The sequence below is a fragment of the Kribbella sp. NPDC000426 genome (assembly GCF_040300265.1).
In the GTDB taxonomy this organism is placed as follows: domain Bacteria; phylum Actinomycetota; class Actinomycetes; order Propionibacteriales; family Kribbellaceae; genus Kribbella.
The window spans coordinates 31,883-42,951 of record NZ_JBEPDK010000005.1 but is presented as its reverse complement, the minus strand read 5'-3'; the positions used below and the strand labels follow the sequence as shown (position 1 = coordinate 42,951).

Here is an 11,069-nt window from a genome sequence, read left to right as displayed (position 1 = left end):
TCAGCCGGGGCCGGTTAGGGTAGCCTTTCCTGTGTGATCGTCTGCCACTGCGAGGTCGTCAGTGACCGGGACGTCCGTCGCAGTATCGACGACGGCGCCCGGACGCTTGCGCAGGTGTGCGGAGCGACCGGAGCAGGCCGGAATTGCGGGAGCTGTGTCTTCTCTGTGAAGCGATTGTTGTGCCAGCATGGGAGGTCTGTCTCGGCACCGTCGCTCACGGAGGTGGCAAGTGCAACCGGTTGACCCACGCGTCGTGGTGCTGCTCAACGAGGCGCTGACGCTCGAACTGACGGTCATCAACGGGTACTTCCTGGAAGCCAGGATGCTCGACAACTGGGGCCTCGGACGGCTGGGCAAGACGTTCTACGACTTGTCCATCGACGAGATGAAGGACGCCGACGCGCTGATCAGCCGGATCCTGCTGTTCGACGGCCACCCGAACCTCCAGAAGCTCGGACCGATCGCGGTCGGCGAGGACGCCCAGGAGATGCTCCGCCTCGGTCTCGACGGCGAGCTCGCTGCGGTCGCGCAGTTCAACGCCGCCGCGAAGGAGTGCCACGACCTCGGCGACCACGGTTCCGCGGCCGTCTTCGAGGAGATGGTCCGCGACGAGGAGAACCACGTCGACTGGTTCGAGAGCCAACTCGACGCCATCGACCGCGTCGGCCTCCAGCAGTACCTGGCCCAGCAGCTCACCGCCAAGTGACCGACCGGGTTGAACGCGGTCCGCTCAAGCGGATGCGCTTGCCGCGGCGGATGCGGAAGGTGCCGAGCCGGGTCTGGTCGGATGACGAGTGGCGGCGTCTGCAGCTTGGGTACGACGCCCGCGCGATGGAAGAGAAGTGGACCGTCTTCGCCGAGGACCGGACTCTCTTCTGCCATCGGAGCTGGACGGGCATCGGGTACTTCGAGGTGACGTTCGCGCCGGTCGAGAGCGGCGGATGGCGCATCTCCTCAGCCAAGATCGTGCGCGACAGGTCCGATCTGTGGACGCGGACGCTGCCGGGCCGGCGCCGCCATTCCGATGCATTCAACCTAATCCTGCTGGAGCTCGTGCTCAGTCGGATCGTGCTGGGGGAGCCGGCCCTCGAGCTTCGTGCGCAGCTGGACGAGCTGGTTCGCAAACAGGCGCCGGATCCTGACGAGGTGCCGGACGGCTACATCGAACACGTCTACCTCGGCCAGCGGTCGGAGTAGGTGGCTACCGGCCGTAGGTGGTGAGGAAGCGGTCGCGGAAGGTGTCCATCGGCCAGACCGGTGCGCCCGCGCCTGGTCGCAGTCCGGGCTGCCAACCCCAGTCCGCTGCCCGGTCCGTCACCGTTGGGTCGGCGGCGATGATGCTCACCGGTACGTCGTGGCTGGCCCCGTTGCCCGACACGATGCTCGCCGGCTGGTGGTCGCCGAGGACGACGAGCACCAGGTTGCGGTCGTGGGCCTGCTGCACGAACGAGGTGAGCGCGTCGAGCGAGTACGCGATGGACTGCGCGTACGCGGCCCTCACCCGGTCCGGCTGCCGCCAGACATCTTCCGGCGAGTCGCCCTCGGCAGGCATCGGGCCGAAGACCGAGCCGTCGCCCACCCGGCTCCAGTCGACCAGCCGGGGCAGCGGCGCCCAGGGGGTATGGCTGGAGACCAGGTCGACCTCAGCCATGACGGGAGCCCGGTCCGGCTTGTCCAGCTCCAGCCGCTGGAGTGCGGCCAGCGTGTACTGGTCAGGCATCGAGGCATAGCTGAACGACGGCCCGGCGTACCCCACGTTCCGACGGTCGTAGACCGCGTCGTAGTGGTAGTACGACTTTGCCTCCGGCCAGTCCTTGTCGTTGGACGGTACGTCGGCAACCGTCCGCCAGCCCGCCCGGCCGAACGCGTCGGTGAGGGTGACCCGGTCGAGGGTGAGGAGGTGGTCGTACCGCTGCTGGTTGTTCACCCACAGCCCGGACTGCAGAGTCGAGTGCGCCAGCCAGCTGATGCCGCCGAAGGTCGGCGAGGTGAGGAACCCGCTGCGCGACGAGAAGCCGGCCTGCTGCAGCCGCTGGTCCCCGGCCTCGAGCGCCGACCCGACGACGGGAGAGTCGAGCGCCGTACGGCCATAGCTCTCGACGAAGACCAGTAGCACGTCCTTGCCGCTCAGACCGGTCAGCAGCTCGTTGCCCGGGGTGTCACGGAACGGATCCTGCTTGAGCGCCCGTACGAACTCCTGCTGGTCGCGGAGGTCGTCACGGACCTGCGCGGTGAGTCGAGCCGCGGAGTCCGAGGCGGGCCGTCGTACGGGCTCCGGACCGATGCCGGTCAGCGCGGGCACGATCGAGATCACGGCCAGTACGGCGGCGATCCGGAGCGTCGGCCGCCGGTGTCTCGCCACGAGCCGGGTCACCCGTACCGCCGATAGCGGCAGCAGGGCGAGCAGGCCGAGGCAGAGGACTCCGACTGCGATGAAGACTGCGACGGCGCCGACGTGGCCGATCGAGTCGCCGAGCAGACTCAGTGCGGAGCCGGCGTACGCCGCGTCGTACACCGGGTGGAAGCCGCGGTCGAAGGCGAAGTAGAAGCCTCTGTCGAGCAGCCGCACAACTAGCAGCAGCCCGACCAGGAGTCCGCCGATCAGTGCGAGGACCTGCGCGAGTCTCGACGGCAGCAGGCAGACGAGGAGGATGAACACCAGACCCTCGAGCGGGACCCGGAGGAAGGCTGCCGGCGACAGACTGCCGGTGTGGTCCGGTACGAGGAGTGCGGCCCAGAGCAGGGCCACCGCGAGCGCCGACACCACTGTGGCCCGAGTACCGCGTGGGCTTCCGGCCTGGCGCCAAAGCCCCCAAGTATGGCGGCCGAACGACTCGGTCAGCAGTGCCAGCGCGATCAGCAGCACCACCGTGGTCACGGCATCAGGTAGGAAACCGGCCGCTGCGGCGGTTAGGACGATGCCCTGGATCGCGGCGACCACCTTGGCCCAGTAGCGAGGCGGGAGCGAAGCGCGTAGCCACGGCAACGCCCAGCTGGCCGCCACGAACGCATAGCGAGCCCCGCCGATCGCCAGCACCCACCAGCCCGTCGTACGGCCGACGTACACGCTCAGGACCAGGATCAGGAACGCGTCGACTTCCATGTCGAAGCGCGCGCCGAACGCAGACACTGTGCCGGTACGCCGAGCGACCTTGCCGTCTACCCCGTCGAGGACCAGCCCGATCGTCGCGAGCGTCACGAGGACCGCGACCGGCGCCTGGCGGCCGAACGAGTCCGCCGTGAGGGCCGCGACCCCGCAGGCGAGGACCGCACGAGTCAGGGTGACTCTGTCCGCCGGTCCCAGCCGGTCGCGACGGTGATGCACCATCGCACGGGCGACCAGCACGGCAAGGCCGACTCCGCAGACGACACCGACCGCCCAGCCGGTCACGTCGAGGCCGACGACCGCTGCGAGCACACCGAGGAGCACGAGCAGATAAGCGAGGGCAGCAAGCGGGCCGGTCAGTCCTCGAACCTGAACCAGACGCACGGTGCCTCCGTCTCTAGGGGTACGACAGTCATACGGGAACAGCGTCGCACCGGTTCATCCGGTCCGGCCGTGCGAAGGAGGCTGATGAGCGAGGTGCACTTCCTGGTCCCGGACGGGATCGATGACCCGCGGCTGCCGAGCGGTGGCAACGTCTACGACCGACGGGTCTGTGGCGGGCTTCTTGCTCTCGGCTGGTCGGTTCAAGAGCACGCTGTGGCCGGCCAGTGGCCCCTGCCTGACGCGGCGGCCCGCTCGGCCGTGGGCGCTGCGTTGGCTCGGGTCCCGAACGGTGGACTGGTGTTGATCGACGGTCTGCTGGCGTCCGTGGTCCCCGAGGTGCTGGAGCCGGAGGCCGACCGCCTGCGGCTCGTCGTACTCCTGCACATGCCGCGAGACGAGGCCCGCGAGGTCGCTGCGCTCTCGGCGGCCTCTGCGATCGTGGCCACGAGCGACTGGACCCAGCGGTGGCTGCACGAGCACTACGCGCTGTCTCACGTGTATGTCGTGCGGCCTGGCGTCGACAAGGCTGACTTGGCACCGGGCACGGTATCCGGCGGGCGGTTGCTGTGCGTCGGAGCGGTCACTCCTGGCAAAAGACCCGACCTCCTGCTCGAGGCGCTGGCCATGGTGGACGATCCGGCGTGGCGGTGCGCCTTCGTCGGCTCGTTGGATGTTGAGGTGGAGTACGTCGACGGACTGCGCCGGCAGGTCAAGGACCTGGGCTTGGCTGACCAGGTGCGCTTCACCGGTCCGCTCACGGGTGCTGAACTCGAGCGTGCGTACGCAGAGGCGGATGCGTTGGTGCTGGCCTCTCAGTTCGAGACCTACGGCATGGTCGTCACCGAGGCGCTCGCCCGCGGGCTGCCGGTCGTGGCTAGTGCCGTGGGCGGCGTACCAGAGGCTCTTGGCTACGCCGCCGACGGCAGCCGACCCGGCCTGCTGGTCTCGCCCGGCGATCCACAGGCTCTGGCCCAGGCGCTGCGTCAGTGGCTGGGTGATCCTGTGGAGCGCGCCCGGCTGCGCGTGGCGGCCAGGTCGCGTCGGCTGACGCTGTCGGACTGGGAGCAGACCGCACGCGAGTTGGCGGCCGTGCTGGCGGAAGTGGCTGGCTGAACCAGGGGCAGCTGATAGCCGTGTCACCGGTACGAGCCCAACTAAGAGATCGGAACGGCCATCAGCCAGACGAGTACGAACGCGCCACGATCTGGGCGATCGCGGCGCCGAAGCATCTGGACCTGGGCGCGCCTGGCGGGCGGTGCGGCAATCCTCGCCGTACTCGTCTGGCGGGTCGGCACGGGTCCGTTGCTGGACGGGCTCCGGCTGACGACCGGTTGGTCGATCGCCGCCGCACTCGCCATCACCTCGCTGACCACGTTGTGTTGTGCCTGGCGGTGGCGGCTCGTCGCCGGCGGTCTCGGGGTTGAGGTACCGCTGGGGACTGCGGTGGCGGCGTACTACCGGTCCCAGTTCCTCAACGCCACGCTGCCCGGCGGGGTTGTCGGCGACGTCCACCGCGCCGTACGCCACGGACGGGAAGTCGGCGACCTAGGCCGGAGCCTGCGAGCGGTCGCGTGGGAGCGAGCATCGGGATTCGCCGTACAGCTCATGCTGACGGTCGGCGTCCTGTTCCTGCTGTCCCAGCCCTTTGTTTCTCCTGGTGCCGTGACGGTCGCGGCCGTCGCGGGTCTAGTGCTCGTCGCCGTACTCCTCGGCCTGAACGGGCGCCGTCTCTCCTCCCGGATCGGACGCGCCTTCACCAGTGACCTCTTCGATGCCGTCCTCGCCCCGCGCGCCTGGCCGGGCATCCTGCTCGCCTCCACCATCGCCGTACTCGGCCACGCAACCGTGTTCCTGATCGCCGTACGGGCCACCGGGGCCGACGTGTCCCCGGCCCACTTGTTGCCCCTGGCACTGGTCGTCCTGACAGCCTCCGCCGTACCCACCAACATCGCCGGCTGGGGCCCACGCGAGGGCGCCGCCGCCTGGGCCTTCAGCTCGCTCGGCCTGGGCGCGTCCCTAGGCGTCACCGTCGCCGTCGTCTACGGCATGCTCGCCCTGGTAGCCACCCTCCCCGGAGCCATCGTCCTGCTAGTCGCACACAAAAGGCCCACCTACGCCAAATGCCCCTGAACTCAAAGAGTCCAGGGGCATCGCACTAGCTACGTCAGACGTCAGCCGGGAACTTCGCACCGGTGTTGCTGTGGCACCGATACCCGTTCGGGTTCTTGTACAGGTACTGCTGGTGGTAGCCCTCGGCGTAGTAGAACGTGGTGGCCGGGGCGATCTCGGTGGTGATGTCGCCGTAGCCGAGGGGCTTGATCACGGGGGCGTACAGGTCGCGGGTGCGCTCGGCCTCGGCGCGCTGGGCGTCGGTGGTGTAGTAGATGGCCGAGCGGTACTGCGAACCCAGGTCGTTGCCCTGGCGCATGCCCTGTGTCGGGTCGTGCGTCTCCCAGAAGACCTTCAGCAGGTCCGTGAAGGTGGTCTTGGTGGGGTCGTACACGACACGCACGGCCTCGGTCTGGCCGGTGCGGCCGGTGCAGACCTCTTCGTACGTCGGGTTGGGGGTGTAACCGCCCGCGTAGCCGACGGCGGTGGTGTACACGCCGGGCTGCTGCCAGAAGATCTCCTCGGTACCCCAGAAGCATCCGGTCCCGAACCAGACCTCCTCGAACCCCTCGGGTGCGGCGGCGGTCTGCGGCGTGTGCAGGACGATGTTCTCGTCCGGTACGGCGAACCCGGGGGTCTCCCGCCCGGGCAGGGCGGCCGACGGCTCGACCATGGCGGTGTTGCGGGTGAAGAACGACATTCTCACGCCTCTCGCAGAGTGACTCTCATAGTCTCTCAACGCCGGTTGTAAGGCGAACCTTCCCCGCACCCCTTACGGCGCGATGACGTCACGCGATCATCGCGGCCGAGCGGCGAGCGCGGGGCATACCGCTGGTGAGGGCGGCGTACGACGCGGCAAGGCGGCGTACTCCGTCACGCAGCGCATCCACCGGCAGCGTGTACGGCAACCGGATGAACGACTCCAGGCCGCCGTCCGGGGAGAACCGCGCGCCGGCCACCAGCAGTACGCCGTTCCGCTCGGCCAACCCGACCAGGCTCGAGCCGATGGGCTCCGGCAGCTCACACCACAGCGACAGGCCTCCGCCCGGCAGCCGGAACCGCCACGACGGCAGCTCCTCGGACACTGCCTGGGCGAGGGCATCGCGTTGCCGGGCGATCGTCAGCCGACGATCCGGCAGCGACGACTCCCGCTCCCGGAGTAGTTGCGTTGCAACTAGTTGCTCGAGCACAGGTGCCCCGAGATCGAGTGATGCGCGAGCATCGAGCACCTGCGCGACCAGCGTCTCCGGCACCCGCATCCAACCGATCCGCAGACCGCCCCAGAACAGCTTGCTCGCCGAACCGACCGTGATCACACCTTCCGGGTGGTACGACGCGAACGGCGGCGGCATCTCCTGTCCGTCCAGCGACAACCCGTACAACGTCTCGTCGACGATCACCGTCGTCCGGCTGCGCGCGAACGCCGCCGCCAACTGCTTACGATCCGCGGCCGGCATCAACCACCCGGTCGGGTTCTGGAAGTCGACGACCATCCACGCGGCCCGCGGCGCGGTCTGCCTGATGGTTGCCTCCAGCAACGGCAGGTCCCAGCCGTCCGGACCCATCGGGGTCGCGACGATCCGGCACCCGCTGTGCCGGATCGCGTCGACGGAGTTGGGATGCGTGGGGCTCTCGGTCAGCACCCGGTCGCCGATCTGTGTCATCGCCCGGATCGCGATCGACGTCGCGGCCAGCGCTCCGGCGGTGATGATGATCTGGTCGGGCGAGGTCGGCAGCCCGCGCTCGGCGTACACGGCTGCGACCTCCGCACGCAGCTCCGGCAAGCCCTGCGGATGATATCCAGGAGTCGCGAGCTGGGCTGGAAGTTCGTCCATCGCCGACGCGACCGCGGCGCTGATCCCCGGGATCGCGGCAGGCGCCGCCGCAGTGAAGTCGTAGTGCCCGTCGGTCTCGAACGTCGGCGCGTGATGCCGGCTGAGGGACGGCTGGACCCGGCCCGGCAGAGCGGTGACGCTGCCCGAACCGCGCCGGCTGATCACGTACCCGCGGTCACGCAACTCCCGGTACGCCGACGCGACCGTCGTCCTGCTCACGCCGAGGCTCTCGGTCAGTTCGCGCTCACTCGGCAGCCGCGAACCCGGCGTGATCCGGCCGTCCGCGATCAGCAACCGAAGCCGCTCCGCGAGCAGCCAGTAGGCCGGTCCGGTGCCGTCGGCCCAGGCGCCGAGCAGGCCGACCAGAGTGCTTGCCGGGAGATATTGCCCCTTCATGCAGTCCACTATGGCGTAATTGGCTATCGAATACCAGGCCACTTACTGCCGACACTGGAGTACGTGACCGCCACTCCGGATGCCCCACCGCGCCAGCTCGCGCCTATCAATCCGATCCAGCAGCTGAAAGCAGGCCACCTGCCGCGACGCCTCGTCCAGCTGTACGTCGGGCTGACCCTGTACGGCGCCTCGATGGGCCTGATGATCCAGGGCAACCTCGGCCTGGACCCGTGGGACGTGTTCCACTCCGGCATCACGAAGCACTTCCCATTCAGCTTCGGCACCGTAGTGATCGCGGTGAGCTTCGTCGTACTGCTGGCCTGGATCCCACTGCGGCAATGGCCCGGCCTCGGCACGATCAGCAACGCCATCGTGATCGGCCTCGTCACCGACCTGACCCTCGCGACCGTCGACCGTCCCGACGCGCTCTGGCTCCGGATCGTGTTCATGCTGGCTGGTGTCGTCGTCAACGCACTCGCTGGCGCGCTCTACATCGGTGCCCAGTTCGGCCCCGGTCCGCGCGACGGGCTCATGACCGGGCTGGTACGTCGTACCGGCCTGAGCGTCCGCCTCGTCCGTACGTCGATCGAGCTCACCGTCCTCGCGACCGGCTTCCTCCTCGGCGGATCCATCGGTGTCGGCACCGTCGTCTACGCCCTCGCGATCGGCCCGCTCGTCCACTTCCTGCTACCGATCTTCACCGTCCGCCTGAAATCCTGAGGCGTGAGCACTTACCGGTTTGCGGCGCCGCTGTGGCAGTACCCGGGCGAAGGCAGTTGGTACTTCGTCGCGGTCCCCGAGGAAATCAGCGACGACATCGCCGACCTGACCGCGGGCCGACGCAAGGGCTTCGGCTCCGTACGGGTCAGCGTCACGGTCGGCACCAGCACCTGGCAAACCTCCCTGTTCCCGAGCAAGTCCGGCACCTACCTCCTGCCAGTGAAGAAGCCCGTCCGACTAGCCGAGGGCCTATCCGAAGGCACCCCCGTCGAGACCCAGTTAGACCTCGTCGACTTCTAACCCCAGCCGGTCCACCCACGACAGCACCCCGGCCCGAAACCCGCCAGCCACGCGCCGAAGCCTCACCGTTCGTCCGACGCGGCTGGGGCACGGGCGAACGCCGGGCACGACGCGGCGTACGTCGAACGCTGGGGTACGACGCAGCCGGCGAGGTGCGACAGCCGCGCCCTGGATACGACGCTCACGATGAAGGCGCCCGGCACCCGACGAGGCCGCCTGGGTCGCGCCGAGGTACTCCGTGGACGGCGACCGCGGCCGGCTAAGACGGGTGCCGTGGGTCTGGCGGACACTGCCGGTGCGTGACGGATGCGGACGGCGTACGACGAGGGCTGCCAGCTACGACGGACACGCGGTACAGCGGACGCCGTCGAGCGCCTCAGGGTAGGGCGGACGCTGTCGGAGCACGACGAAAGCTGCGGGCGCGGCGAACGCTGGGGACAACGAAGGCCCCGCAGGACGACCGCAGCCGGGGACGCGAATGCGGGTGCGACGAGCGTGGTCGGCGTATGACGACGGCGACCGGGGCACGACCAACCCCGGCTACGACGAGCGCGCCCCGGGGGTACGACGAACACCGACGAGCGCCGCGGGGTCCGAGCGAACGCCGCCGCGCTGTGACGGAAACGGCCGGAGTACGACGGAGGCTTCTGGGGACCGGCGAGCCCGGCCCGGGTCCGACGGGAACGGCGTACGGCGAGCGTGGGGTATGGCGAGCACGGGGTACGGCGAGCGCGGCCGGGGTCCGTCGGGAGCGGTGTACGGCGAGCGCGGCCGGGGTCCGTCGGGAGCGGGGTACGGCGAGCGTGGGGTACGGCGAGCGCGGGGTACGGCGAGCACGGGGTACGGCGAGCGCCCGGGGCGAACGAGTGCGGCGGGGTGCAGCGGATGCGGGCTGCGATGGACGTGGCCGGAGTACGACGGAGGTCGGAGCGGCTGCAGGAGCTGCACGCCGGAGTACCGGGCGGGGTGATGCAGGTGGGGTACGCCGAAGGCCGGGTACGCCGAAGGCCGGGTACGCCGAAGGCCGGGTACGCCGAAGGCCGGGTGCGACGGAGGCCGGGTGCGACGAAGGCCGGGTACGCCGAAGGCCGGGTGCGACGGAGGCCGGGTGCGACGAACGCCGCCGGGGGCCGGCGGCGTTCGTGGTGGTAGCGGGTGCTGGTGGTTACTTGCCGGGGCCGGTGTGTTGGGGGTTGCGGCTTGCGGTTTGGCCGGTGGATCGGGTTCCGGTGTCTTGTCTTGCGGACTCGGCCGTCTTGGTGGCTGCTGCCTGGGTTGAACCGCGAACCGGCGCCACGTCGCCGGCTGCTGCGGCGGCTCGTGCGGCCTCTTCCTTCGCCCTGACCTCCTTGGGGTCGGCTGTCGCCTCGCCCTGGGCCTGTCCCTGTGCCTGCCCCTGGCCTTGTGGCTGGCCTTGGACCTGCTCCCCCTGGCCCTGGACCTGCGGCTGGCCCTCGACGCGGGGCTGGCCCTGTGCCTGCCCCCCGAGCTGTGGCTGGCCCTCGACGCGGGGCTGGCCCTGTGCCTGCCCCCCGAGCTGTGGCTGGCCCTGTGTCTGGGACTGGCCTTCCACCTGGGGTTGGCCCTGGGCTGGGGGAGCGACGGGTTGTTCGGCGCGGGTCTCGGGGGACTCTGCGGTTCTTGTCCAGTTCTCGCTTCGGCTTACTGGCTGTTGGGCGGTCTCGGGTCGCTGCGCGGCTTCCGGTCCGCCTTGGGCTACCTGCTGACCGCTTGCGGCGACCGGCGCCTGAGCGCCCTCGCCGACCTGCTGCTCGCCGCCCTGAACCTGCTGACCGTCACCGGCTTGCTGGCCCTCGGCCACCTGCTGGCCGTCACCGACCTGCGGCCCCTCAGCCACTTGCTGGCCATCGCCTACCTGCTGACCGTCACCGGCCTGCTGACCGTCACCGGCCTGCTGACCCTCGCCGACCTGCTGCCCCTCGGCAACTTGCTCGCCGGCGCCCACCTGCTGACCGTCGCCAGCCTGCTGGCCCTCGGCAACTTGCTGGCCCTCGCCGGCTTGCTGCCCCTCGGCAACTTGCTGGCCTTCGCCTACTTGCTGGCCTTCGCCAGCCTGTTGGCCTTCGGCTGTCTGCTGGGCGGGTTCGTCGGTTTGGACGATGGGGTGTTGGCCTACGTTGTGGACGTTCGGGTCGAGCTGCGGGCGCTCGCCTGGTTGCTGGTTGACCTGTTGGCCTGAGCGGTTGACCTCGTTCAGG

At 69.5% G+C, this 11,069-nt stretch carries 13 protein-coding genes; 9 read left to right on the top strand and 4 right to left on the bottom strand.

The window, feature by feature from the left end; translation table 11 throughout:
- Positions 1 to 33: 33 nt before the first annotated feature.
- The 3 genes from ABT313_RS24205 to ABT313_RS24195 are packed head-to-tail and all read left to right on the top strand — an operon-like array spanning position 34 to position 1,197.
- Positions 34 to 243 (top strand): (2Fe-2S)-binding protein, encoded by a 210-nt coding sequence (locus ABT313_RS24205; RefSeq protein ID WP_350858001.1) that lies wholly within the window; start codon positions 34 to 36, stop codon positions 241 to 243.
- Positions 230 to 706 carry a bacterioferritin gene (bfr, locus tag ABT313_RS24200; RefSeq protein ID WP_350857998.1) on the top strand — a complete coding sequence of 159 codons (477 nt, stop codon included), beginning with the start codon at positions 230 to 232 and terminating at the stop codon, positions 704 to 706. The genes ABT313_RS24205 and bfr overlap by 14 nt, the downstream gene beginning before the upstream one ends.
- Entirely contained in the window at positions 703 to 1,197 is a 495-nt protein-coding gene (locus ABT313_RS24195) for a hypothetical protein (protein ID WP_350857995.1), read from the top strand. The genes bfr and ABT313_RS24195 overlap by 4 nt, the downstream gene beginning before the upstream one ends.
- A gap of 4 nt (positions 1,198 to 1,201) precedes the next feature.
- Here ABT313_RS24195 and ABT313_RS24190 read toward each other — a convergent pair whose 3' ends face one another.
- Positions 1,202 to 3,490, bottom strand: coding sequence for a CDP-alcohol phosphatidyltransferase family protein (locus tag ABT313_RS24190; RefSeq protein WP_350857992.1), 2,289 nt, complete (start codon positions 3,488 to 3,490; stop codon positions 1,202 to 1,204).
- Between the two features lie 84 nt (positions 3,491 to 3,574).
- Between ABT313_RS24190 and ABT313_RS24185 the strand changes: the two genes are divergently transcribed.
- Together ABT313_RS24185 and ABT313_RS24180 are read left to right on the top strand one after the other, a co-directional pair.
- On the top strand, positions 3,575 to 4,603 hold the full coding sequence (locus ABT313_RS24185) for a glycosyltransferase family 4 protein (RefSeq protein WP_350857989.1): 1,029 nt from the start codon (positions 3,575 to 3,577) through the stop codon (positions 4,601 to 4,603).
- Positions 4,604 to 4,651: 48 nt separating this feature from the next.
- Positions 4,652 to 5,620: a lysylphosphatidylglycerol synthase transmembrane domain-containing protein gene (locus tag ABT313_RS24180; RefSeq protein WP_350860195.1), complete on the top strand. Its 969-nt coding sequence runs from the start codon at positions 4,652 to 4,654 to the stop codon at positions 5,618 to 5,620.
- 34 nt (positions 5,621 to 5,654) lie between these two features.
- On the opposite strand, the gene msrA is transcribed toward ABT313_RS24180, so the two are convergent.
- Both msrA and yczR read right to left on the bottom strand, forming a co-directional pair.
- Positions 5,655 to 6,299 (bottom strand): peptide-methionine (S)-S-oxide reductase MsrA, encoded by a 645-nt coding sequence (gene msrA / locus ABT313_RS24175; RefSeq protein WP_350857986.1) that lies wholly within the window; start codon positions 6,297 to 6,299, stop codon positions 5,655 to 5,657.
- A gap of 88 nt (positions 6,300 to 6,387) precedes the next feature.
- On the bottom strand, positions 6,388 to 7,830 hold the full coding sequence (yczR, locus tag ABT313_RS24170) for a MocR-like transcription factor YczR (RefSeq protein ID WP_350857983.1): 1,443 nt from the start codon (positions 7,828 to 7,830) through the stop codon (positions 6,388 to 6,390).
- 63 nt (positions 7,831 to 7,893) lie between these two features.
- On the opposite strand from yczR, the gene yczE reads away from it, so the two are divergent.
- Entirely contained in the window at positions 7,894 to 8,550 is a 657-nt protein-coding gene (gene yczE / locus ABT313_RS24165; protein ID WP_350857981.1) for a membrane protein YczE, read from the top strand.
- A 3-nt stretch (positions 8,551 to 8,553) separates the two neighbouring features.
- Complete coding sequence (locus ABT313_RS24160; RefSeq protein ID WP_350857978.1) at positions 8,554 to 8,850, top strand: DUF1905 domain-containing protein; 297 nt, start codon at positions 8,554 to 8,556, stop codon at positions 8,848 to 8,850.
- 62 nt (positions 8,851 to 8,912) lie between these two features.
- On the opposite strand, the gene ABT313_RS24155 is transcribed toward ABT313_RS24160, so the two are convergent.
- Positions 8,913 to 9,035, bottom strand: a complete 123-nt coding sequence (locus tag ABT313_RS24155) for a hypothetical protein (protein ID WP_350857976.1) — start codon at positions 9,033 to 9,035, stop codon at positions 8,913 to 8,915.
- Between the two features lie 700 nt (positions 9,036 to 9,735).
- Between ABT313_RS24155 and ABT313_RS24150 the strand changes: the two genes are divergently transcribed.
- A complete protein-coding gene (locus ABT313_RS24150; RefSeq protein WP_350857973.1) occupies positions 9,736 to 10,002 on the top strand; it encodes a hypothetical protein in 267 nt (88 codons plus the stop codon).
- Between the two features lie 262 nt (positions 10,003 to 10,264).
- The gene (locus tag ABT313_RS24145; protein WP_350857972.1) at positions 10,265 to 11,050 is read left to right on the top strand and encodes a hypothetical protein; all 786 of its coding nucleotides are present in this window, start codon (positions 10,265 to 10,267) and stop codon (positions 11,048 to 11,050) included.
- The last annotated feature ends 19 nt before the right edge of the window (positions 11,051 to 11,069 follow it).

What these genes read in the sequence shown, in the direction of transcription:
- ABT313_RS24185 (WP_350857989.1), top strand. Translation starts at nt 3,575, where the DNA reads ATGAGCGAGGTGCACTTCCTGGTCCCGGACGGGATCGATGACCCGCGG.
- msrA (WP_350857986.1), bottom strand. Translation starts at nt 6,299, where the DNA reads ATGTCGTTCTTCACCCGCAACACCGCCATGGTCGAGCCGTCGGCCGCC.
- yczR (WP_350857983.1), bottom strand. Translation starts at nt 7,830, where the DNA reads ATGAAGGGGCAATATCTCCCGGCAAGCACTCTGGTCGGCCTGCTCGGC.
- ABT313_RS24150 (WP_350857973.1), top strand. Translation starts at nt 9,736, where the DNA reads ATGCGGGCTGCGATGGACGTGGCCGGAGTACGACGGAGGTCGGAGCGG.